The sequence below is a fragment of the Mycobacterium sp. B14F4 genome, assembly GCF_039871645.1.
Lineage (GTDB): Bacteria > Actinomycetota > Actinomycetes > Mycobacteriales > Mycobacteriaceae > Mycobacterium.
Window position 1 is genome coordinate 114,653 of record NZ_JBDPMF010000010.1, and the last position, 22,102, is coordinate 136,754.

Genomic DNA, 22,102 nt, shown 5'->3' on the forward strand with positions numbered 1-22,102 from the left:
ATTGCACGACTCCGAGCAGGACAAGCTCGCCCGCCTGGAAAACCACGGCGCTGAACACCTTGACGGCTTCCACGGCCAGCACCTGCGGGAGGGTCCGTGCGCCGGTCTCGGTGGGCGCCGGCGGGGGCAACGGCTGACTCAGCGCGGCGAGGATGTTCACTCGGGCCGCGTTGACCGCCGACAGCCACTGGGCGGGTCGACCGACGGCCGCGGCGAGGTTCGAGAGTTCGACCAAGACCACCGCGAAGTTGTTGAACGCCTTCGGTACGACGCGGTATACGTCGTTTTCGAGAATCGGTGTCGCTGCCGCGTCGACCGGTCCGGTCACCGACGCCGCGGCGGCACCCGCGGCCTTCAGAACCGAGGCCGTCGTCGTCAGCGCATCGATGAACGCGCCCGGCACCTGGGCCACCGCGACGGGCACCTCGACCACACCCGAGACGACATGGGGGCAGATGACGGCGCAGTACTGAAACTGGTTGCGAACGAATGCCAATGGGATCGCGCCGATGGGTGGAACGTCTGCCGCGACGAGGCGGACCTCGGGTGGCTGCGCCGGAAGTTCCACCGCCGGCGGGTGCGCTGTCACCACACCGCCCACGACGGCGGCCGCGCTGACCGCCGCGATGGCCGAAGCGACACCTGGGTTCATCCGCATACTCATCTCGGCTCCCCGTGTGTAGCACCCCCTAGAGTCACGAGCGCGGGCCGCGAAAAGTTCGGGTCGGCGGTAGGCGAATCCGTCGGGGCCGTCGCCGCGGACGAACTAGCATCCCCCCGGTGAATACGTTGCAGCGCTACACCGGCCGTCGGGTGCTCATCACCGGCGGCGGGTCCGGCATCGGCCAGGCATCGGTCCTGCGCATCCTCGCCGAGGGAGGCACCGTCGCCGCGGCCGACATCAGCGAGTCCGGTCTGGCCGACACCAGGGCCAAGGCCGGCGAGCAGCAGGACCGGCTCACCACCATCGTGATGGACGTCGGCGACGAGGACTCGGTCAGCGCCGGGGTCAACAGCGCAGTCGACGCGTTGGCCGGCCTGGACACGCTGGTCAACGTCGCGGGGATACTGCGGTCCTGGCACTTCGCCGACACCACGCTCGCCGATTTCGAACAGGTCCTGCGCGTCAATCTCATCGGCACCTTTCTCGTGACGCGCGAAGCCCTTCCTGCGCTGCGCGGCGGTACCGCCCCGGCCGTGGTCAACTTCAGCTCGACCTCGGCCAGCTTCGCCCATCCCTACATGGCGGCATACGCGGCCTCCAAGGGCGGCATTCAGGCGATGACGCACGCGTTGGCGCTGGAGTTCAGCAAGGAGCGCATCCGGTTCAACTGTGTGCAGCCCGGCTCGATCTCGTCCGGGATGACCGATGGCACAGGGGAATCCAAGCAGAGCGTCGGGCCCGGCCTACCCGCGGACGCCGACTATTCCCTGTTCGGCAAGATCGTGCCGACGCTACCGCTCGACGGCGGTGCGATGTTCGCCGAACCGGACGCGGTGGCCGCGGTGGTCGCGATGCTCGGCGCCCCCGAGGCGTACTTCATCACCGGCACCGAGGTGCGCATCGACGGCGGCACACACATGTAGCGACGGCCGAATCAGCCCCAGCCGTCGCTTCGCCAGCACACCCAGTCGATCTCGACGCGTGCGCCGGCCGCGAGTCCGGTCACGCCGACACAGGTGCGCGACGGCAACCGCTCGGGGAACCACGGCGCGTAGGCGGCATTGAAGGTGTCGTAGTCGTCCCAGTCGAGGAGGTATGCGCGGACCTGCACGACGTCGTTCACCGTCCCGCCGCACAACTCGGTGACCCGCGACAGGTTGCGCATCACCTGGTCGGTCTGAGCGGCGACCTCGGCGCCGACAAGGCGGCCGTCGAGATCGGTCGGCATCTGTCCGGTCACATAGAGGGTGGGCCCGGCCGAGGTGGCGTGCGCGAACGGAGCGACGGCGGGTGGCACCCCGTCGGCCGGACTGAACGTGAACGCGCGGACTGCACTGGTGCTCACGACCGGTCATCCAACCACGAGGAATCCGCCCGGGTCGACCGTTGGCCGACACGGTGACCGCTAGGGTCGTGGTCACACCGGACACCGAGGAGACGCCACACCATGCCGACCGAGCCGATTCGTGTCATCCAATGGACCACCGGCAACATCGGGCGCCGGTCGCTGCACGCCATCATCGGCCGCGACGACATGGAACTGGTCGGCGTGTACGCCCACGGCGCGGAGAAGGTCGGCGTCGATGCGGCGGAATTGGCCGGATGGCCCGAACCCACCGGCGTGACCGCCACCGACGACATCGAGGCGCTGCTGGCCCAGAAGCCGGACGCCTGCTGCTACAACCCGCTGTGGCCGGACATCGACGAACTGACCCGGCTGCTGGAAGCCGGGGTCAACGTCTGCTCCAGCGCGGCGTGGATCACCGGCGGCAAGCAGACACCCGAAGACCTCGACCGCATCCGAAAGGCCTGCGAGAAGGGCAGTTCGACGATCTTCGGCAGCGGCGCGCACCCCGGGATGACCAACATGGTCGGCATGGTGCTCAGCGGGGCCTGTGAGCGGGTCGACGAGATCCGCATCACCGAGTCGGTGGACTGCTCGACCTACGAGTCGGCCGGAACGCAGACGGCGATGGGTTTCTCCCAGGACCCCGACACCCCCGGACTGGCCGAAAGTGTGCGGCGCGAGAGCGAGGTGTTCGCCGAGTCGGCGGCGATGATGGCCGACGCGATCGGTGCCAAGCTGGACCGAATGACGTTCGACGTGACTTTCACTGCGGCTACCGGCGATTCGGACCTGGGCTTCATGCAGATCCCGGCGGGGACCGTCGCCGGTGTCTACGGCTACCACCGCGGCTGGGCCGGGGACAAGAACGTCGTGAGCGTGGGCTTCAACTGGATCATGGGTGAGCACGTCACGCCACCGAAGCCGCTCGAACACGGCCACGTCATTCAGGTGTTCGGTGTGCCCAACATGCGCACCGTGCTGCATTGTCTGCCGCCGAAAGACTGGACCGAGCCCGGCTTCATGGGGCTGGGCATGATCTACACCGCACTGCCGGTCACCAACGCGGTGCCCGCCGTGGTCGCCGCACCGGCAGGCATCGTCACGCTGAAGGACCTGCCGCCGGTCACCGGCCGCGCGGCGGTGTAAACCACGCGGCGAGCGCACAGCTAGGTACGGTTTTCTCGGCTTTTTCCGTACCACACTGTGCGCTCGGCGACCCTTAGAGTCGTTGTGCCAGCGTCGTCTTACCGGGCCCGTCGAGGTCTGCCAGGGCGGCGGGCCGACCCGTCATCGCCATCATGAGCGCCTCGCCCGGCCCGGTCACCTCGGGACCGTCGCCGTGTGCCCAGTCGACGTCGGTGGTGCGCAGCCGCAGCCCGCGGATCCGCCGGCCGGCGCCCAGGCGCGGGTTGCCCGGGATCAGCGGCAGCACGCGGGCAAGCCGGTCGGCGGGAATGACCCTGGGCCGGTTCAGCGCTCGCCGGATGTCCTGGTGATGGACCGTGCCGTCGACAAGAGCGATCATGCCGCCGAAGCCGGCGGTCAGCCCCGACGGGTACAGGTGCCGGTCGAGGAAGTCGAGCAACTCGTCGGGCGACAGCGCGGCGAAATCGTCGACGCCCACCTGATTGGCCCGCACGATCCAGCCTCTGGCGAACCGCTTGGCCAGGCCGCCGAAACCCAACTCCTCGTAGCTGACGACGTGCGCCACAACGTCTTTGACCGTCCAGCCCGTGCAGAGGCTCGGCGTGTCCCACTGCTGAGGGGTCAGCCCGGCCAGAAACTCCGCCAGGTCGGCCCGCTCGGCGCGGGCCATGTCCATCAGGCCGGCCGTCATCGTCACGCGTCGCCCTCGACGAGGTCGCCGTAGCGGCGCAGATACAGCGGCCAGCCGGCCTCCCCGTCGACACCCGCCGCGACGGATGCCCAGCCCTCGCCGTGCCGGTCGATGTGACGGTGCTCGAGGGTCACGCGGGTACGGTCGTCCGCCTCGGCGGCGAACACGACCTCGACCTCGCTGGTCTTGTCCAGGTCGGTCTCCACCTGCCACGTCGGGCCGATGTCCCAGGTGAACACGACCCGCGTCGGCGGCTCGAAGGCGACGATGCGGGCCCACCTGCACTCGCTGCCGTCGACGCCGCGGTCGACGATGTGGCCGCCGACGCGGGCCTCGAACACCGTCTCGGCGATCGGCACGCCCAGCAGGTTGTGCTCGCGCGGTTTGAAGTCGCCGAACCGCTCGGTGAACACCCGAAACGCCCTGTCGAGGGGAGCGTTGACCGTGATGTCGTGCCGAACTGTCGCAGATTGAGCCTGGGTCATGATGCATCTCCTTCACGTCCTTCGCGTTCGACGATCTCCTTGAATCCGGCGAGGGCCTGCAACCAGAACCGATCGAGTTCGGCGCGCATGGCGGCCAGTCCCGACGGATCCAGTTGATAGACCCGCCGGGTCCCGTCGGCGCGGTCGCAGACCAGCCCGGCACGCTTGAGCACCTTGAGGTGCTGCGACACCGCCGGCCGACTGACCGGGAGGTCGCGGGCCAGCTCACCGACCGCCAACGGGCCGTGCGCGAGTCGTTCGACGATCGACCGTCGGGTGCGGTCGGCCATCGCCACCCACGCATCGGCCTCTTGGTAAGTCGGCACGAACCGTAAGTTAGCACTTACCGAAGCGCCGCGGCAAGGGTCCCCGGACCCCCGGCGGCTATTCGGAGAGCTGGACGACGACGCCGATCGCGCCCGCGCCGAGGTGTACCGACAGCACCGGCCCCATGTCGGTCACGGTGAGCGCCTCGATCTGCGGCAGCCGGCCGGTCAGCGCGGCACCGACCTCGTCGGCGCCGTCGTGGTTGTCGACGTGGTGCACCGCGATCGCGGCCCGCCGCTCGCCGACGATCTCGACGACCCGGTCCACCATCGTGGCGTGGGCCCTGCTGACGGTGCGGATCCGCTGGTCGAGCACGAGCCGGCCGTCGACGTCCAGACACAGCAGCGGCTTGACCGACAGCGCGGTGCCCATCCATGACGCGGCGGCGCCGATCCGCCCGCTGCGGCGCAGGTTGTCCAGCCGGTGCACAACGATGAACGCGTGCGTACGCCCCACCGCGACGCGGGCCGCCGCTTCGACGGCGTCCAGTGCAGCTCCGGTCGCCGCGGTTCTGGCCGCAGCCAACGCGGTGAACCCGACGCCCATCGCGGCTGACCTCGAGTTGACCACCCGCACCGCCGAACCGAACTCGCGGGCGGCCTGCACCGCCGAACTGTAGGAGCTCGACAGCGCCGCCGAAATATGCACGGCCACAACGCCGTCGCCGCCGCTGTCGTGCAACGCCTGGCGGTAGGCCTCGGTCAGGTCGGCGGGCGTCGCCCCTGCGGTGCTGGCGCGGGGCACGTCGTGCACGTCGTAGGGCACGTCGTCGATGCCGTCGCGCAGGTCGACCATGTCGACGAGCACATGCAGCGGCACCTGGCGGATGTCCCACTGCTTGCGCTCGTCGGCCTGCAACCGCGAGGACGAGTCGGTCACGACGATCACCGACACGGCACGCCGGCCTCCGCGAGCGCCTTGAGCATCAGATCGGCCACTGCCTGATGGCCCTCGAAGTTCCAGTGAATGCCGTCCGGATTGCCTCGCCCGCTCATGACGTACTCCCCGACCGCGGCCTTGAGGTCGACGAGCGGAACGTCGTGTTGGTCGGCCCATTCGGTGATGGCCGCCACGGTCCCCTCGCGACCGTGGTGCGCCTTGCCGTAGGTCTCGGCGATGTGCACCGAGGGCAGGCAGGCGACCACCGGGATCCCGGGCCGGTTGAAGTCGATTGCGCCCCTGGTCATCTCGAGGTATTCCGCGGTGAGGTGCGGTGGCAGCGCCGGCCGCGCGACCGGCGACAGGCGCGGTTGCACCCAGCAGTAGCCGTCGCGCACCCAGCGCCGCAGCAGAGGCGGTCGCACGTAGCGGATCAACTCGCGCAGCGCGGTCGGCAGCGGTGACGGCAGCGAGTCCATCCCGCCCGTCGCGAACACCACCGCGCCCGCGCGCGGCAGTGCCGCCCACGCCCGCGGGTCCTGGGTGGCCGCCCACCAGACGTCGCGGCACGTCCAGCCGATCCGGCCGATGACTTCGACATCCCAGTCGAGTTGGCGGGCGACGATGTTGGGCCAGATCCGCGGATCGTCGGCCGGCAACCCGCCCTCGGGCCCGTAATAGGACAGCGAGTCGCAGAAGACCAGCAGGGTCGGTCGGGTCCCCGATTCACAGGACATCGTTGGCCACCTGAGCCGAGGCGTTCCATACGTCGAGCCGCCAGCGGATGTCCTCGGCAGGCGCATCGGGCACGCTGTGTCCTGACAGCTGCACCCAGCTGGCGTTGCCCATGCCGCCCAGAATCGGCCAGTTGTCGACCGGCAGGCCGAGCAGCGCCGCTGTCAGCGCGGCGATCAATCCGCCGTGGGCCACCAGCACCACTGGGCGGTCGGGGTCGTCGCGCCCCCATTCCTGTTGTGCGGCAACGAGTTCGGTGACCAACGGCAAACTGCGGACGGCGACGTCGACCCGGCTCTCGCCGCCGGGTGGCGCCCACCGCGAGTCGTTGCGCCACGCCAGCCGGGCGCCGGGCGCGACGGCGTCCACCTCGAGATGGGTCAGGCCCTGCCACTCACCGAGGTGTGTCTCCCGCAGCCGGGCGTCGACCAGCACCGGCATTCCGGCGCGCTCGCCGAGCGACACCGCGGTGTCCAGCGCACGCCGCAGATCCGACGACATGATCGTCAGCGGTTGCCGTTTGGCCAGCACCTCGGCGGCCGCGACCGCCTGCTCGCGGCCCAGGTCGGTCAGGTCGGTGTCGAGCTGGCCCTGCATGCGACTGCCCGCGTTGTACTCGGTCTGACCGTGCCGCAGCATGACCAGGCGGCGGACTCTCACGACTGGCCGTCCAGATCGACGGGGATCGTCGGGCAGTCGCGCCAAAGCCGGTCCAGGGCATAGAAATTGCGTTCGTCCTGATGCTGGATGTGCACCACGATGTCGACGTAGTCGAGCAGCGTCCAGCGGCCCTCGCGGGCGCCCTCGCGTCGGGCGGGCTTATAGCCGGCCACGCGCATCTTCTCCTCGACCTCGTCGACGATCGCGTTGACCTGGCGCTCGTTGGTCGCCGAGGCGATGACGAAGCAATCGGTGATGACGAGTTGTCCCGACACGTCGATGACCACCACGTCGTCGGCGAGTTTGGACGCGGCCGCCTGCGCGGCCACCGCGGCCATGCGGACGGCTTCGTCGGAGGCGCTCATTGGTCCTTCCCGTGGGTTGCCAGTTGTTGGGCGGTGTAGAGCCTGCGTTTGGCCACGTACTGCACGACGCCGTCGGGCACCAGGTACCAGATGGGGCGGTTCTCCTCGGCGCGCTTGCGGCAGTCGGTCGACGAGATCGCCAGTGCGGGGACCTCGACGAGCTGCAACGCGCCGGCGGGCAGTTCCTTCATCGCGGCCGAGATGTGCTTGCCGTCCAGTTCGTAGCCGGGCCTGCTGACGCCGACGAAGCTGGCGATCGCGAACATCTCCTCCCAGTTCTGCCACGACAGGATCGACGCCAGCGCGTCGGCGCCGGTGATGAAGAACAGGTCGGCGCCCGGGTTCAGCGCCCGCAGATCGCGCAGCGTGTCCTTGGTGTAGGTGGGCCCGCCACGGTCGATGTCCACCCGGCTCACGCTGAACCGGGGATTGGCGGCGGTCGCGATGACGGTCATCAGGTAGCGGTCCTCGGCGGCGGTCACGTAGCGGTGGTGCTTCTGCCACGGCTGCCCGGTCGGAACGAACACCACCTCGTCGAGGCTGAACAGATCGGCGACCTCGCTGGCGGCGACCAGGTGGCCGTTGTGGATGGGATCGAACGTCCCACCCATCACGCCCAGCCTGCGTCGAGAAGCCACGAATAGCCAGCTTACGGGAGGGTCGGCGAGGATCAGACCGGCAGCAACTCGTCGATCACCGACGCCAGCTGCTTGGCGGAGCGGCATTCGTGCATGGTGATGACGTCGCAGTAGCGCGGCACCGCCGAATCGCCGCTGCCCCACAGGTGCTTCGGCTCGGGATTCAGCCAGTGCGCATGCCTGCTGGAGTTGACCATGTGCGCCAGCAGTTCCAGCTCGGGGTTGCGGTAGTTGTTGCGGCCGTCGCCGAGCACCAGCAGCGAACTGCGCGGCGACAACACGTTCGGCCAGCGATCCATGAACGACACGAACGCGTGCCCGTAGTCGGAGTGACCGTCGCGGGTGTACACCCCGGCCTCGCGGGTGATGCGCTGGACCGCCACCGCCAGGTCCGCGTCGGGTCCGAACAGCTCGGTCACCTCGTCGGTGGTGTCGATGAAGGCGAACACGCGAACGCGGCTGAACTGCTGGCGCAGCGCGTGCACGAGCATCAGCGTGAAGTGGCTGAAACCGGCCACCGAGCCGGAGACGTCACAGAGCACGACGAGTTCCGGCCGGGCCGGGTGCGGCTTCTTGAGCACCACATCGATCGGCACGCCGCCGGTGGACATCGACTTGCGCAACGTCTTTCGCAGGTCGATCTCGCCGGCGCGCGAGCGCCGCCGCTTGACGGCCAGCCGGGTGGCCAGTGTGCGTGCCAGCGGCGCCACCACATTGCGCATCTGGCGCAGCTGCTCGCCGGACGCGCGCAGGAACTCCACGTTCTCGGTGAGCTGCGGCACGCCGTACATCTGCACGTGGTCGCGACCCAGCTGCTCGGCGGTGCGACGTTTGGTCTCCGCCTCGACCATCTTGCGCAGCTGGTTGATCCGCTGCGCGGCAAGCGCTTTGGCGATCTGCTCCTGCGTGGGTGTGGGCTCGTCGCCGTACGGCGCCAGCAACCCGGCCAACAGCCGGCCCTCGAGATCGTCGAGGTTCATCGACTTGAGCGCCTGATACGACGAGTACGACGGCCCGCGACTGGAGTTGTACCGGCCGTAGGCCTCGACGATCTGGGCGATCATCGCCGCCAGCCGTTCGTCGAGGTTGGCCAGGTCCTCGTTGTCGGCGAGCATGTCCAGCAGCGCCGAGCGCATCGCCTCGATGTCCTCGGGCGGCAGGCCCTGATCGTCGGTGTCGGCGTCCTCGGCGTCGAGCACGAGGGTCCTGGCGCCCAGTGCGGCGGGGAACCACAGGTCGAACATCGCGTCGTAGGTGTCGCGGTGATCCGGACGGCGCAGCACCGCACACGCGATGCCCTCGCGCAACACCTCCCGGTCGCCGAGGCCCAGCACCGACATCACCCGGCCCGCGTCGACGGTCTCGGACGGCCCTACCGAAATGCCCTGTGCGCGCAGCGCTTCGACGAACCCGACCAGATGGCCCGGCAGGCCGTGCGGCGCCAGCGGCTGCGGCGGACGGGTCCGGCGGACGGCCATGTCAGTTCAGCCTCAGCTCGCCGGCCGCCTTGATCTGATCGGACTGGTGCTTGAGCACCACACCCAAGGTGGCCGCGATGGTCGCGTCGTCAAGCGTGTCGAGGCCCAGCGCCAGCACGGTGCGGCCCCAATCGATGGTCTCGGCCACCGACGGCAGCTTCTTGAGCTGCATACCGCGCAGCACGCCGATCACCTTCACCAACTCGTCGGCCAGCCGTTCGGGCAGTTCCGGCACGCGCGACAACAGGATCCGCCGCTCGAGGTCAGGGTCGGGGAAGTCGATGTGGAGGAACAGGCAGCGGCGCTTGAGCGCCTCGGACAGCTCGCGGGTCGCGTTGGAGGTGAGCACGACGAACGGCGCCCGCTCGGCGCTGATGGTGCCCAGCTCGGGCACCGTCACCGCGAAATCGGACAGCACCTCCAGCAGCAGGCCCTCGATCTCGATGTCGGCCTTGTCGGTCTCGTCGATCAGCAGCACCGTCGGCTCGGTGCGGCGGATCGCGGTCAGCAGCGGGCGCGAGAGCAGGAACTCCTCGGAGAACACGTCGTCGCGGGTGGCGTCCCAATCGCCGTGGCCCGCCTGGATCCGGAGTATCTGCTTGGCGTGGTTCCACTCGTACAGCGCGCGGGCCTCGTCGACACCCTCGTAGCACTGCAGCCGCACCAGCCCCGACCCGGTCGCCTGCGCCACCGCGCGGGCCAGTTCGGTCTTGCCGACGCCTGCGGGGCCTTCGACCAGCAGCGGCTTGCCGAGCCGGTCGGCGAGGAAAACCGCAGTCGCGGTGGCGGTGTCGGGCAGGTAGCCGGTCTCGGCCAGCTTGCGCGCGACATCGTCGATGTCGGCGAACAGCGGCGCGGGACGTGCGGGGACGCTCACGTGCTGGGTCCAATTCTCTTCGCGCAAGCGCTCATCGGTCTCCTGTTCAGGCCGGGCGGGTGTGGCCGTCTCCCCACACAATCCACTTGGTTGACGTCAGTTCGGGCAGACCCATCGGTCCGCGGGCGTGCAGCTTCTGGGTCGAGATGCCGATCTCGGCACCGAAGCCGAACTGCTCGCCGTCGGTGAACGCCGTCGACGCGTTCACCATCACCGCCGCGGCATCGACCCGTTCGGAGAAGCGTTGTGCAGCGGCAAGGTCCGTCGCAACGATGGCCTCGGTGTGCCCGGTGCCGTACTCGTTGATATGTGCGATCGCGCCGTCGACCCCGTCGACCACGGCCAGCGCGATGTCCATCGACAGGAACTCGGCGCGCAGCTCGTCTTCGGTGGGGTCGGCGTGCACCGTCACCCCCGCGTCCTGCAGCGCCTTGATCAACCGGGGCACCGCACGTTCGGCGATGGCCGCGTCGACCAGCAGTGACTCGGCCGCGTTGCAGACGCTGGGCCTGCGCGTCTTGGCGTTGAGCAGGATGCGCTCGGCGACGTCGAGATCGGCCGATTCATGAACGTAGACATGGCAATTGCCCACACCGGTCTCGATCGTGGGCACTGTCGCGTCGCGGACCACCGCGTCGATGAGCCCGGCGCCGCCGCGCGGAATGACGACGTCGACCAGACCGCGCGCCTGGATGAGATGGGTGACGCTGGAGCGGTCGTCACTGGGCAGCAGCTGGACCGCGTCCACCTCGAGCAGTTCGGTGGCCAGGGCGGCGCGCAACGCGGTCACCAGCGCCGCGTTGGACCTCGCCGCCGACGAACTGCCCCGCAGCAGCACCGCGTTGCCCGACTTCAGCGTCAGCCCGAAGGCGTCGACCGTGACGTTGGGCCTGCCCTCGTAGACGATGCCGACCACGCCCAGCGGCACGCGCTGCTGGCGCAGCTGCAGGCCGTTGGGCAGGGTGCGGCCGCGCAGGACCTCGCCGAGCGGGTCGGGCAGGCCGGCCACCTGGCGCAACCCGTCGGCGATCCCATCGATGCGGTTCGGGTTCAACGCCAGCCGGTCGAGCATCGCCTCGGGGGTGCCTGCCGCACGCGCGGCGTCGAGATCGGCTTGATTGGCCTCGAGAATCTGCCGCGTCGACATGAGGACGTGGTCGGCGGCCGTGTTCAGAGCGCGGTTCTTGACGTCGGTGCTCAGCGTGGCCAGGGCACGCGAGGCGACGCGAGCGCGGCGGGCGGCGTCGTGAACCTGCCCGCGCAAGTCCACAGCTGCTGGCGCCTGCACAGTCATCAGTCCAGCGTATCGGGTGTTCCTTCGGCGCGTTGAGGCCAGGGTCCGGGAGACCGATGGCCGGATCTGAGGGGTACGTGTCCTTCAGGCCACTGGCCACACCGCGGCTGCGGCGACATCCTCGAGACCACCGACGAAAGGACGACCGTGACCACCACCGACCGCACCGAGGCATCGTTCGACCTGCCGGACACCACGCTGGCGCAGGCGGCCCGGCGGTTGGCTGCGGAGGTCTCGCCGGACTTCGTCTACCACCACACCGTCCGCAGCTATCTGTTCGCCCGCGAGCTCGCCGCGGTGACCGGTGCCCTGGCCGGCCGGGACTACGACGACGAGCTGCTGTTCCTGGCGTGCGTCCTGCACGATCTCGGGGTCACCGAGTACGCCAACGGAGACCAGCGGTTCGAGGTCGACGGGGCCGACGCCGCCGCGGGTTTCCTCCGGGACCGGGGCATGGACGAGGCCCGCGCGACAACCGTCTGGACGGCGATCGCACTGCACACCAGCCCCGGGCTGGCTCCCCGGTTCGGCGTCGTCGAGGGCTTGACGCAAAGCGGTATCGCCGCCGACATCGTCGGCCAGGGGCGAGACCGGCTGCGGCCCGGTTTCGCCGATCGGGTGCACGCGAGCTGGCCTCGCCACGACCTGGGGTACGCCCTGGCGGGGGTGATCGCGCGGCAGGTGCATGACAACCCGGCCAAGGGGCTGCCGTTGACCTTCCCCGACCATCTGCACCGGCTGCACTATCCGGAGAGCGGCTCGCTCACGTGGTTCGACGTCGTCGAGGCCGCCGGCTGGGGCGACCGGCCCACCCGTGCGGACACCTGAGGTTGTGCTAGCGCGACGCGCTCCCTAACGTCCCCAGGGTGGCACGGGTGTGCAGCCGGGTATGTGTGGTGGGCAGCGTCAACGCCGACCTCACCTTCAGCGTGCGCACGCTGCCCCGGCCCGGCCAGACCGTGCTCGCATCCGGGCTGTCGTCCTCACCCGGAGGCAAAGGCGGCAACCAGGCGGTCGCGGCCGCCCGCGCCGGCGCCTCGGTGCAACTCGTCGCCGCGCTCGGCAGCGACGCCGCGGCCGACCAGTTGCGCGGCCACCTGCGCGCCAACGACGTCGGGCTGGACGGTGTCGTCACCCTTCCGGGCTCCAGCGGATCGGCGGTCATCTTCGTCGACTCCTCGGCGGAGAACACGATCGTCGTGGCACCCGGCGCGAACGCCGAGCTGAGCGTCGAGTCCGCCGACGTCCGGGCCGTCATCGCCGGCAGCGACGTGGTGCTGCTGCAACTCGAGATTCCCGTCCCCACCGCCATCGCCGCGGCACGGGCCGCGTGCGCCGCCAACGCGGTCGTCATCGTCAACGCATCACCCGCCGGCGCCGCGCCGCACGACCTGCTGGCGCTCTCCGAGTCCGCCGACGTCGTCGTCGTCAACGAGACCGAAGCGGGCCATTGGCACTGGCCGGTGCCGCACCTGGTGATCACGCGGGGCGCCCGCGGGGCCAGTTATCTGGGCGACGACGAGCGCTTCGGAGTGCCCGCTCCCGCAGTGAAGGCGGTCGACACGACCGGCGCGGGCGACGTGTTCGCCGGCGTGCTCGCCGCCCATTGGCTCGAGGGCCACGAGACGGCGCTGCGGCGCGCCTGCGCCGCGGCCGCCCTGTCGACACTGGTCCCTGGCGCGGGGGACTGCGCGCCGTACGCCGAGGCCATCGACGATGCTGTAGCCGACCGAAAGGCAACCGAGGGACATCGATGACAGAAACCAGCACCGCACCGCGTCCGCCGGAAGGCGATTGGCTCGGCACCCCGTACTTGAAGTTCACCCGCGAGGGCCCGTTCGGGGTGTGCCGGCTCGACCGGCCGCAGGCCCGCAACGCGATGACGCCCGCGATGTACTTCGGGATCCGCTACGCGGTGCGCCACGTCGACGCCGACCCCGACCTCGCGGGTCTGCTGATCACCGGCACCGGCGACGTGTTCGCCCCCGGCGGTGACATGGGCGGCGGGGACGGCACCGACAACTGGCTGACCTTCGGCTCGGCGCTCGGCATGGACGTGACCCCGTTCGAGACGCTGCGCCAGTCGGTCAAGCCGGTGGTGTCGGCGGTCAACGGGCTGTGTCAGGGCGGCGGCCTGCAGATAGCGCTGTGCAGCGACATGACCGTGGTGAGCGACAAGGCGACGTTCCGGGTGCCCGAGCTCCTGCGCGGCATCGCGGACACCTACTACAGCCAGATGCTGGCGCGGCTGATCGGGCCGGTGCGCACCCGCGACCTGATGTTCACCGGGCGGACGCTGACCGCGCAGGAGGCGGAGGACTGGGGCATGGTCGCGCGCGTCGTCCCGCACGACGAATTGCTCGACGCGGCGCGCGACGTCCTCGGCCAGTGCTGCCGGACCGCGCCTGGCGCCAGGAGCCTGGTCAAGTCCAGCCTGGACAGCTACCTCGGCCTGTTCGACCGCATCGGCATGCAGGCCAGCCTGTCGTCACCCGAGATCATCGAGGGGTTCCGCTCGTTCAAGGAGCGGCGCTCCCCCAGCTGGGTGCACCCCGACCTGCGCGTCGAGGGCCGCCTCTAGGTTGCGATTCGAGCAGCGCTACCGGCGCTCACCGCCGGTGCGGCGCCACAAGTCGCGACCGAGGATTGAGAGGAGCGCACATGCCCGTCATCGCACTCATCCTGTTCGCGGTGTTCGCCGTGCTCGGATTCGGTTGGCGCAGTTGGGCACAACGTCGCCGGACCGGGTCGACGGGGTTTCGCGGGATCAGCGGTAGGCCGCTGTCGGTCGAATGGTTCGCCGGGGTCGGCTTCGTCGTGGCGATGGCCGCGGCGGTCTTCGCGCCGATCCTGCAGTTACTGGGCGTCCTGGCCCCGTTGCCGCCGCTGGACCGGCCGTGGGTCAACATCGTGGGCACAGTCCTGGCCGTGCTGGGAATCGCCGCGACCCTCTACGCCCAGGTCGACATGGGCGACTCCTGGCGGATCGGGGTCGACGCCGACGAGACCACCACCCTGGTCCGCAGCGGGACGTTCGGTTGGGTGCGCAACCCGGTCTTCAGCGCGATGATCGTCTTCGCCGTCGGACTGGCTGCCGTCACGCCGAACCCGCTGGCCCTCGTCGGCCTGGCGCTGCTGATCGTCACGATCGAACTGCAGGTGCGCGTGGTCGAGGAACCGTACCTGCTGGTCACGCACGGCAACGGGTACCGCGAATACCTGGCGGGCGTGGGGCGTTTCGTCCCCGGGGTCGGCCTGCGGCGCTGACCCCTACTCTTCGGGTATCTCGCGCTCGATCTCGTCGAGCCAGGTGCGGGCCGTCATGTCCGACGGCGCCCGCCAGTCGCCACGCGGCGACAGCGATCCGCCGTGCGACACCTTCGGTCCGTTGGGCAACGCCGAACGCTTGAACTGGGCGAACGAGTAGTAGCGCTGTGCGAACACCTGCATCCAGTGACGAATCTCCTTGAGCGAGTAGGCCGGTCGCTTACTCTCCGGATACCCGGTTGGCCAGTCGCCACGCTGCGGGTCACTCCACGCATGCCAGGCCAGGAACGCCACCTTCGACGGCCGGAACCCGTAGCGCAGCACCTGGAACAGCGAGAAGTCCTGCAGCACATACGGACCCACCTTGGATTCGCTGCTCTGGATCTCCTCGTCCTCGCCGGCCGGCACCAGCTCCGGCGAGATCTCGGTGTCGAGCACCGACTCGAGGACGTCGTTGACGGCGTCGTCGAACTGGTGCGACGCGATCACCCAGCGGATCAGGTGCTGGATCAAGGTCTTGGGCACGCCCCCGTTGACGTTGTAGTGCGACATCTGGTCGCCGACACCGTAGGTCGACCAGCCTAGCGCCAGTTCGGACAGATCACCGGTGCCCAGCACGATGCCGCCGCGCTGGTTGGCCAACCGGAACAGGTAGTCGGTACGCAGCCCGGCCTGCACGTTCTCGAAGGTGACGTCGTAGACCTTCTCGCCGCGCCCGAACGGATGGTCCATGTTCTTCAGCATCAACTCGGCGGTCGAGGAGATGTCGAGTTCGGCGAACGTCACACCCAACGCCTCGGCCAGCCGCAGGGCGTTGCCCTTCGTGCGGTCGCCGGTGGCGAAGCCGGGCATGGTGAACGCGAGAATGTCGCTGCGCGGCCGCTCTTCGCGGTCCATGGCGCGCGCGGCGACGATCAGGGCGTGTGTCGAGTCGAGGCCACCGGACAGGCCGAGCACCACCTTCGGATAGTCCAGCGCCCGCAGTCGCTGCTCGAGACCGGCGACCTGGATGTTGTAGGCCTCGTAGCAATCCTGTTCCAGCCGTTCGGGATCCGACGGCACGAATGGGAACCGCTCGATCTCCCGCAGCAGCCCGATGTCACCTGACGGCGGATCGAGCGCGAACTCGATGCGCCGGAACGCATCCGTGGCCGCGGCGTGGTGGCGGCGGTTGTCGTCGAACGTGCCCATCCGGATCCGTTCGGCGCGCAGCCGTTCCAGGTCGACGTCGGCCACCGACCGCCGCTCCCCCTTCGGGAATCGCTCGGACTGGGCGAGGCATTCGCCGTTCTCCCAGATCATCGTCTGGCCGTCCCACGCCAGATCCGTGGTGGACTCCCCCTCGCCCGCCGCGGCGTAGACGTAGGCGGCCAGGCACCGCGCCGACGCCGAGCGCGCCAGCAGGCATCGGTCCTCGGAGCGCCCGATCGTGATGGGACTGCCCGACAGGTTCGCCAGCACCGTCGCGCCGGCCAGCGCCGCCGACGCGCTGGGCGGTATCGGCACGAACATGTCTTCGCAGACCTCGACGTGCAGCACGAACCCCGGCATGTCGGTCGCGGTGAACAGCAGGTCGGGGCCGAAGGGCACGTCGGCCCACTCACCGTCGCGGCCCATCCGGATCGCGCCGCGCACATCGTCGCCGGGGGCCATTTGGCGGCGCTCGTAGAACTCACGGTAGGTGGGCAGATACGACTTCGGCGCCACGCCGAGCACCCGGCCGCGGTGGATGACCACCGCCGTGTTGTAGATCCGGTGGCGGTACCGCAGCGGTGCCCCGATGACCAGCACCGGCATCAATTCGGTCGAGGCTGTCACGACGTCGAGCAGCGCGTCCTCGACCGCGTCGAGCAACGAGTCCTGCATCACGATGTCCTCGATGGAGTAACCCGACAGCGTCAACTCCGGGAAGACCGCGAGGGCGACGCTGTCGTCGTGGCAGTCGCGCGCCATGCGCAGCACCGAGTCGGCGTTCGTGCGCGGGTCGGCAAGCGTCGTGTGGTGCGTGCAGGCGGCGACACGGACGAAGCCCTGGCGATACGCCGAGTAGAAGTCCATGCCTCATTGTTGCCCGAAACTCGAACGGGGTATGCAACTGGCCATGAGTGATGTCGCCCTGCTGGTCATCGACATGATGAACACCTATCGCCACCCCGACGCCGAGAAACTCGCGCCGAACGTCTCCGAGATCATCGACCCGCTCGCCGGACTCGTGGCCGAGGCGCGTGATCGCGACGACGTCGCGCTGATCTACGTCAACGACAACTACGGCGACTTCACCGCGCAGTTCGGCGACCTCGTCCGGGCGGCGCTCGACGGCGAGCGCCCGGATCTGGTGGAACCGATCGTGCCCGTCGAGGGCTGCCAACTGATGACGAAGGTGCGCCACAGTGCGTTCTACGCGACGTCGCTGGCCTACCTGCTCGGTCAACTGGAACCGCGCCGCGTCGTCCTGACCGGACAGGTCACCGAGCAGTGCATCCTCTACACCGCGTTGGACGCCTACGTTCGGCACTTCCCAGTCGTGGTGCCGCCCGACGCGGTCGCCCACATCGATCCCGAACTCAGCGACGCGGCGCTGACGATGATGAAGAGCAACATGAGCGCCGAAATCCGCAGTGCAGCCGAGTGCTTGGACTGACGGCCTTCTGTTGGTCTGCCGTTCGCTCTCCGGCACCGTGCAGGATCCGGCGATTTTCCCTTCGGCGCGCATCGTGATCGGCGGACCGAATCCAGGAGGAACCGTGAACAAGGCTGTCTCCCAACGTCAATCGCGGCAGTTGCTGCCGGAGCTGTCCGAACTCTTCGCGGGCTGGTCGTTCGCCGGCCTGTTCTCCGACAACCGCGTCCTGCGGATGGCGGACGAGACGCGCGACGGCTACTACCTGTTGCGCACCGAGCTGCCCGGTGTGGACCCGATCGAGGATCTCGAGGTCACCGTCCGCGACGGGCATTTGGCCGTCAGGGCCTCGCGCCGGGAGCCGAGCGAGCCCAGCGGTCGCTCGGAGTTCGTGTACGGCACGTTCGAGCGCACCGTCGCCCTGCCCGCGGGTGCCGACGAGGACTACGGGGACGACGGGGACGACGGGGTCCAAACCGCGCACAACGGTCACGACCAGGCCGAACAGCCCGTCGGCTGAGTCGACGCATACCCTCGACGGGGTGGACGCACCGGAACTCGTCGCCCTGCTGCGGGGTCGCCGGATCGCGGTGCTGACCGGAGCGGGCATGTCCACCGACTCGGGCATCCCCGACTACCGCGGACCGGACTCGCCGCCGAGCAATCCGATGACGATCCGGCAGTTCACCTCCGACCCGGTGTTCCGGCAGCGCTACTGGGCGCGCAACCACCTGGGCTGGCGCCATATGGACGCGACGTTGCCCAACGCCGGGCACCGCGCGCTGGCCGCGCTGGAAGCCGCCGGGGTGGTGTCCGGGTTGATCACCCAGAACGTCGACCTGCTGCACACCAAGGCCGGCAGCGACAACGTCGTCAACCTGCACGGCACGTACGCGCAGGTGATCTGCCTGGACTGCGGGCACACGATGTCGCGGGCGGCGCTCGCCGATCTGCTGGAGGCCGCCAACCCCGGGTTCGCCCGGCGCGCGGAGTCCGTCGGCGGCCTCGCGGTCGCGCCCGACGCCGACGCCGTCGTCGGCGACACCGCGTCGTTCCGGATCGTCGACTGCGCGCGGTGTGGCGGGATGCTCAAACCCGACATCGTCTACTTCGGCGAAAGTGTGCCCAAAGAGCTTGTGGAGCAGGCGTATTCACTCGTCGACGCGGCCGACGCTTTGCTGGTCGCCGGCTCGTCGCTGACGGTGTACTCCGGCTACCGCTTCGTCCGGCACGCCGCGGCCGCGGGCAGGCCGATCGCGATCGTCAACCGCGGGCCGACACGCGGCGACGACCTCGCGACGGTGAAAGTCGACAACGGCTGCTCGCCCATGCTGGCGTTATTGGTCGACGAACTGCCCGCCGTGGCGAATTCGGCTTGAATGTCGACGTGTCCGACGAAGACGATGCCTCCTGGCTGCAGACGCTGCTCGAGCGACGACGGCCCGATCCCGGTCCCGTTTCCGGCAGGTGGGCGCTGGGCGTCGGCGATATGGTCGCCGACCACTCGCTGACGCCGAAGCGGCTGCACTGGTTGGTCCGCAAGCTCAACCACTTCGGCGGGGTGGCGATCAGTGAGGACTCCGTGGAGTTCGACGGCGACCGCGTCGACTGGGCCGACGTCGAGGAGGTCCGCACCCGCAGCCTGATCGAGTACCTGTTCACCGGCGGGGTCGACAAGCAGATCGACAAGCTGCCCCTGCCGTGGTTTCCGTTCCGCCGCACGGTGCTCGGCGCGATCTCGCGCGCCGCGCTGACGCTGCTGTTGGCCGCCGCCAAGCAGCAACTCGAGGGTGGGGCGCTGGAGATCCGCATCCCCGCCGAGGTCCGCTACGACGGCCTGTTACGCACCCGCGAGCTGACGCCCGGCATGCTCGCCGCGGTAATCCTCGCCGATCCGGCCGTGCGGCAGTGTTTCGAGGCGACCGCCCGCGCACATGGGGTGTCGGTGCTACCCGCCGACGACGACGTCATGGACAGGGCCGACGAGCGCGCCGAGCAGATCAAGTCGATGCTGGTCAAGCTGCAGGACCGCCTCCGGGTGTGACTAGACGGCGACCAGGTCGTCGGCATGCACTGCGGGGCGGCGCAACTCGGGCGGCAGGTCGACCGTCGAGCGGCCCAGCATCGTCGCCAGTTCGGTGTGGTCGTAGGCCACCACGCCGCGCGCGACCATCGTCGCGTCCTGCGCACGCAACTCGACGACATCGCCGCCGTAGAACCGGCCCGACACCGCGGTGATGCCTGCGGGCAGCAGCGAGCGCCGCTGGCGAAGCACCGCGCGGACCGCCCCGTCGTCGAGCGTCAGCGCCCCGGCCACCTCGGCGGCGTAGCGCACCCAAAACCGGCGCGCCGACATCCGCTCGGGCCGCGGCGCGAACACCGTGCCCACCGAAGCGTCGGCCAACGCGGTTGCGGCGTCCGACGCCGCGGCCAGCAGCACCGGCACGCCGGCATCGGCGGCCAGCAGCGCCGACGACAACTTCGATGCCATCCCCCCGGTGCCCAGGTGGCTGCCGCGACCGGCCACCACGCCGTCGAGGTCCTCCGGACCGCTCACCTCGCTGATGAAGCTGGCGTTGCCCTTCCGCGGGTCGGCGTCGTAGAGCCCGTCGATGTCGGAGAGCAGCACCAGCGCGTCGGCGCCGACCAGATGCGACACCAGCGCCGAGAGCCGGTCGTTGTCGCCGAACCGGATCTCGTTGGTGGCCACGGTGTCGTTCTCGTTGACGATCGCGACCGCGTGCAGCGCGCGCAACCGGTCCAGTGTGCGTTGCGCGTTGGTGTGCTGCACCCGCATCGCGATGTCGTGCGCGGTGAGCAGCACCTGGCCGACCGTGCGGTCATAGCGGGCGAACGCCGCGCTCCAGGCGTTGACCAGCGCGACCTGCCCGACGCTGGCCGCGGCCTGCTTGGTGGCCAGGTCCGTGGGCCGCTTGGACAGCTTGAGCGGCTCTATGCCGGCCGCGATCGCGCCCGACGACACGATCACCACGTCGGAGCCCGCCTTCATCCGGCCCTCGATGGCGTCGGCGAGCGTCGCCAGCCTGGCCGCGTCGAACACGCCGGACGGCGTGGTGAGCGCGGTGGTACCGATCTTGACGACGACGCTGCGCGCGGTGCGGACGGCTTCGCGGTACACACTCACGATTCGACCCCGGGCTTGCGGCGCTCGCGTCGTGCGGCCTTGCGCTCCGCGGCACCCACCCGGTCGGTCTGCTCGAGTCGCGCGTCGGTACCGCGGCCCGACAGCGGCACGTCGACCCCGGCGGGGGTCTGCGGCTCCCAGTCGAACGTGACGTCCCCAATGGTGACCTCACACCCCGGCCGCGCGCCGAGCTTGAGCAGTTCGTCTTCGACACCGAGACGCGCGAGCCGGTCGCCGAGGTAGCCGACCGCCTCGTCGTTGTCGAAATCCGTTTGCGCCACCCACCGTTCGGGCCGGGTGCCGTGCACGACGAAGCCACCGTGGCCGTCGGGCTCGACGGAGAATCCGCTCTCGTCGACCGGCACGGGCCGGATGACCGGTCTGCGCGGCACCACCTCGGGCTGCGTCTTGCGGTATGCCGACACCATGTCCCACAGCGCGAAAGCCAACGGCCGCAAGCCTTCCCGGCTTACGGTCGACACCTCGAAGACCGGCCAGCCGTAGCGGCGGGCGACTTCGTCGCGGACGAAGTCGGCCAGCTCGCGGGCGTCGGGCACGTCGATCTTGTTCAGCACCACCGCCCGCGGGCGTTCGGCGAGGTCACCCAGGACCGAATCGCCCTGCAGCGTCGGGGTGTAGGCGGCCAGCTCGGCCTCAAGCGCGTCGATGTCGGAGATCGGGTCGCGGCCCGGGTCCATCGTGGCGCAGTCGACGACGTGCACGAGCACCGCACAGCGCTCGATGTGCCGCAGGAAGTCCAGGCCCAGCCCGCGGCCCTGCGAGGCGCCCGGGATCAGGCCGGGAACGTCGGCGACGGTGAAGGTGTGCTCGCCGGCGGACACCACGCCGAGGTTGGGTGCCAGGGTGGTGAACGGATAGTCGGCGATCTTCGGCTTCGCCGCGGAGACGACCGACACCAATGACGACTTGCCCGCCGACGGGAACCCGACGAGGCCGACGTCGGCGACGGTCTTGAGCTCCAGGGTCAGGTCGCGAACCTGGCCCTTCTCGCCGAGCAGCGCGAAGCCGGGCGCCTTGCGGGCCCGCGACGCCAGCGCGGCGTTGCCCAGCCCGCCGCGTCCGCCGGCGGCGGCCTCGAACCGAGTGCCCGCGCCGACGAGGTCGGCGAGCAGCCGGCCGTTCTCGTCGAGCACGACGGTGCCGTCGGGGACCTTGACCTCGAGATCGGCGCCTGCGGCTCCGTCACGGTTGCTGCCCGCGCCCTGCTTGCCCGACGGCGCGACGACGTGCGGATGGAAGTGAAAGTCGAGAAGCGTGTGGACCTGCGGGTCGACGACCAGCACCACGCTGCCGCCCCGTCCGCCGTTGCCGCCGTCGGGTCCGCCCAGCGGTTTGAACTTCTCGCGGTGAACCGAGGCGCAGCCGTTACCGCCGTTGCCCGCCTTCGCGTGAATCACGACGCGGTCGACGAACCGAGGCATCGGACTTCCTTTCGGTGACGAGTGTGAAGCTACCGCGAGAA

The 22,102-nt window shown here is 69.6% G+C and carries 25 protein-coding genes; 10 read left to right on the top strand and 15 right to left on the bottom strand.

What is annotated here, in order from left to right; all coding sequences use genetic code 11:
* Nucleotides 1-780 precede the first annotated feature (780 nt).
* Nucleotides 781-1,587 carry an SDR family oxidoreductase gene (locus tag ABGB19_RS23175; RefSeq protein ID WP_347688331.1) on the top strand — a complete coding sequence of 269 codons (807 nt, stop codon included), beginning with the start codon at nucleotides 781-783 and terminating at the stop codon, nucleotides 1,585-1,587.
* 11 nt (nucleotides 1,588-1,598) lie between these two features.
* Here ABGB19_RS23175 and ABGB19_RS23180 read toward each other — a convergent pair whose 3' ends face one another.
* Nucleotides 1,599-2,009, bottom strand: a complete 411-nt coding sequence (locus ABGB19_RS23180; RefSeq protein WP_347688332.1) for a RidA family protein — start codon at nucleotides 2,007-2,009, stop codon at nucleotides 1,599-1,601.
* A 102-nt stretch (nucleotides 2,010-2,111) separates the two neighbouring features.
* On the opposite strand from ABGB19_RS23180, the gene ABGB19_RS23185 reads away from it, so the two are divergent.
* Nucleotides 2,112-3,158 (top strand): dihydrodipicolinate reductase, encoded by a 1,047-nt coding sequence (locus tag ABGB19_RS23185; RefSeq protein ID WP_347688333.1) that lies wholly within the window; start codon nucleotides 2,112-2,114, stop codon nucleotides 3,156-3,158.
* A gap of 73 nt (nucleotides 3,159-3,231) precedes the next feature.
* On the opposite strand, the gene ABGB19_RS23190 is transcribed toward ABGB19_RS23185, so the two are convergent.
* The 11 genes from ABGB19_RS23190 to ABGB19_RS23240 are packed head-to-tail and all read right to left on the bottom strand — an operon-like array spanning nucleotide 3,232 to nucleotide 11,587.
* A complete protein-coding gene (locus ABGB19_RS23190) occupies nucleotides 3,232-3,849 on the bottom strand; it encodes a maleylpyruvate isomerase family mycothiol-dependent enzyme (RefSeq protein WP_347688396.1) in 618 nt (205 codons plus the stop codon).
* 2 nt (nucleotides 3,850-3,851) lie between these two features.
* Nucleotides 3,852-4,334 carry an SRPBCC family protein gene (locus tag ABGB19_RS23195; RefSeq protein ID WP_347688334.1) on the bottom strand — a complete coding sequence of 161 codons (483 nt, stop codon included), beginning with the start codon at nucleotides 4,332-4,334 and terminating at the stop codon, nucleotides 3,852-3,854.
* Nucleotides 4,331-4,660: a metalloregulator ArsR/SmtB family transcription factor gene (locus ABGB19_RS23200; RefSeq protein WP_347688335.1), complete on the bottom strand. Its 330-nt coding sequence runs from the start codon at nucleotides 4,658-4,660 to the stop codon at nucleotides 4,331-4,333. The genes ABGB19_RS23195 and ABGB19_RS23200 overlap by 4 nt, the downstream gene beginning before the upstream one ends.
* Before the next feature lie 58 nt (nucleotides 4,661-4,718).
* Nucleotides 4,719-5,555 (bottom strand): DegV family protein, encoded by an 837-nt coding sequence (locus ABGB19_RS23205; protein WP_347688336.1) that lies wholly within the window; start codon nucleotides 5,553-5,555, stop codon nucleotides 4,719-4,721.
* Complete coding sequence (gene octT / locus ABGB19_RS23210; RefSeq protein WP_347688337.1) at nucleotides 5,546-6,277, bottom strand: diglucosylglycerate octanoyltransferase; 732 nt, start codon at nucleotides 6,275-6,277, stop codon at nucleotides 5,546-5,548. The genes ABGB19_RS23205 and octT overlap by 10 nt, the downstream gene beginning before the upstream one ends.
* Nucleotides 6,267-6,935, bottom strand: a complete 669-nt coding sequence (gene gpgP / locus ABGB19_RS23215) for a glucosyl-3-phosphoglycerate phosphatase (protein WP_347688338.1) — start codon at nucleotides 6,933-6,935, stop codon at nucleotides 6,267-6,269. Before gpgP ends, octT begins: the two co-directional genes overlap by 11 nt.
* The gene (rsfS, locus tag ABGB19_RS23220; RefSeq protein WP_347688339.1) at nucleotides 6,932-7,300 is read right to left on the bottom strand and encodes a ribosome silencing factor; all 369 of its coding nucleotides are present in this window, start codon (nucleotides 7,298-7,300) and stop codon (nucleotides 6,932-6,934) included. The genes gpgP and rsfS overlap by 4 nt, the downstream gene beginning before the upstream one ends.
* Nucleotides 7,297-7,911 carry a nicotinate-nucleotide adenylyltransferase gene (gene nadD / locus ABGB19_RS23225; protein WP_347688397.1) on the bottom strand — a complete coding sequence of 205 codons (615 nt, stop codon included), beginning with the start codon at nucleotides 7,909-7,911 and terminating at the stop codon, nucleotides 7,297-7,299. Before nadD ends, rsfS begins: the two co-directional genes overlap by 4 nt.
* A gap of 59 nt (nucleotides 7,912-7,970) precedes the next feature.
* On the bottom strand, nucleotides 7,971-9,416 hold the full coding sequence (locus ABGB19_RS23230; protein ID WP_347688340.1) for a VWA domain-containing protein: 1,446 nt from the start codon (nucleotides 9,414-9,416) through the stop codon (nucleotides 7,971-7,973).
* Nucleotide 9,417: 1 nt separating this feature from the next.
* A complete protein-coding gene (locus ABGB19_RS23235) occupies nucleotides 9,418-10,293 on the bottom strand; it encodes a MoxR family ATPase (protein ID WP_347688341.1) in 876 nt (291 codons plus the stop codon).
* 46 nt (nucleotides 10,294-10,339) lie between these two features.
* Complete coding sequence (locus ABGB19_RS23240; RefSeq protein ID WP_347688342.1) at nucleotides 10,340-11,587, bottom strand: glutamate-5-semialdehyde dehydrogenase; 1,248 nt, start codon at nucleotides 11,585-11,587, stop codon at nucleotides 10,340-10,342.
* Nucleotides 11,588-11,734: 147 nt separating this feature from the next.
* On the opposite strand from ABGB19_RS23240, the gene ABGB19_RS23245 reads away from it, so the two are divergent.
* From ABGB19_RS23245 to ABGB19_RS23260, 4 genes are all read left to right on the top strand, one after another.
* Nucleotides 11,735-12,415, top strand: coding sequence for an HD domain-containing protein (locus ABGB19_RS23245; protein ID WP_347688343.1), 681 nt, complete (start codon nucleotides 11,735-11,737; stop codon nucleotides 12,413-12,415).
* Nucleotides 12,416-12,462: 47 nt separating this feature from the next.
* The gene (locus ABGB19_RS23250; RefSeq protein ID WP_347688398.1) at nucleotides 12,463-13,344 is read left to right on the top strand and encodes a ribokinase; all 882 of its coding nucleotides are present in this window, start codon (nucleotides 12,463-12,465) and stop codon (nucleotides 13,342-13,344) included.
* Complete coding sequence (locus tag ABGB19_RS23255) at nucleotides 13,341-14,168, top strand: enoyl-CoA hydratase/isomerase family protein (protein ID WP_347688344.1); 828 nt, start codon at nucleotides 13,341-13,343, stop codon at nucleotides 14,166-14,168. The genes ABGB19_RS23250 and ABGB19_RS23255 overlap by 4 nt, the downstream gene beginning before the upstream one ends.
* 80 nt (nucleotides 14,169-14,248) lie before the next feature.
* The gene (locus ABGB19_RS23260) at nucleotides 14,249-14,854 is read left to right on the top strand and encodes an isoprenylcysteine carboxylmethyltransferase family protein (RefSeq protein ID WP_347688345.1); all 606 of its coding nucleotides are present in this window, start codon (nucleotides 14,249-14,251) and stop codon (nucleotides 14,852-14,854) included.
* Nucleotides 14,855-14,857: 3 nt separating this feature from the next.
* Here ABGB19_RS23260 and ABGB19_RS23265 read toward each other — a convergent pair whose 3' ends face one another.
* Nucleotides 14,858-16,912 carry an NAD(+) synthase gene (locus tag ABGB19_RS23265; RefSeq protein ID WP_347688346.1) on the bottom strand — a complete coding sequence of 685 codons (2,055 nt, stop codon included), beginning with the start codon at nucleotides 16,910-16,912 and terminating at the stop codon, nucleotides 14,858-14,860.
* Nucleotides 16,913-16,955: 43 nt separating this feature from the next.
* Here ABGB19_RS23265 and ABGB19_RS23270 point away from each other — a divergent pair, with 43 nt between their 5' ends.
* The 4 genes from ABGB19_RS23270 (at nucleotide 16,956) to ABGB19_RS23285 (ending at nucleotide 19,518) form a co-directional block, all read left to right on the top strand.
* On the top strand, nucleotides 16,956-17,495 hold the full coding sequence (locus ABGB19_RS23270) for an isochorismatase family cysteine hydrolase (protein ID WP_347688347.1): 540 nt from the start codon (nucleotides 16,956-16,958) through the stop codon (nucleotides 17,493-17,495).
* Nucleotides 17,496-17,598: 103 nt separating this feature from the next.
* Nucleotides 17,599-17,994 (top strand): Hsp20/alpha crystallin family protein, encoded by a 396-nt coding sequence (locus ABGB19_RS23275; protein WP_347688348.1) that lies wholly within the window; start codon nucleotides 17,599-17,601, stop codon nucleotides 17,992-17,994.
* A 22-nt stretch (nucleotides 17,995-18,016) separates the two neighbouring features.
* Nucleotides 18,017-18,853 (top strand): NAD-dependent protein deacetylase, encoded by an 837-nt coding sequence (locus ABGB19_RS23280; RefSeq protein ID WP_347688349.1) that lies wholly within the window; start codon nucleotides 18,017-18,019, stop codon nucleotides 18,851-18,853.
* An 8-nt stretch (nucleotides 18,854-18,861) separates the two neighbouring features.
* Nucleotides 18,862-19,518: a hypothetical protein gene (locus ABGB19_RS23285; protein ID WP_347688350.1), complete on the top strand. Its 657-nt coding sequence runs from the start codon at nucleotides 18,862-18,864 to the stop codon at nucleotides 19,516-19,518.
* On the opposite strand, the gene proB is transcribed toward ABGB19_RS23285, so the two are convergent.
* Both proB and obgE read right to left on the bottom strand, forming a co-directional pair.
* Nucleotides 19,519-20,622 (bottom strand): glutamate 5-kinase, encoded by a 1,104-nt coding sequence (gene proB, locus ABGB19_RS23290; protein WP_347688399.1) that lies wholly within the window; start codon nucleotides 20,620-20,622, stop codon nucleotides 19,519-19,521.
* Nucleotides 20,616-22,061: a GTPase ObgE gene (gene obgE, locus ABGB19_RS23295; RefSeq protein ID WP_347688351.1), complete on the bottom strand. Its 1,446-nt coding sequence runs from the start codon at nucleotides 22,059-22,061 to the stop codon at nucleotides 20,616-20,618. The genes proB and obgE overlap by 7 nt, the downstream gene beginning before the upstream one ends.
* Between the last annotated feature and the right edge of the window lie 41 nt (nucleotides 22,062-22,102).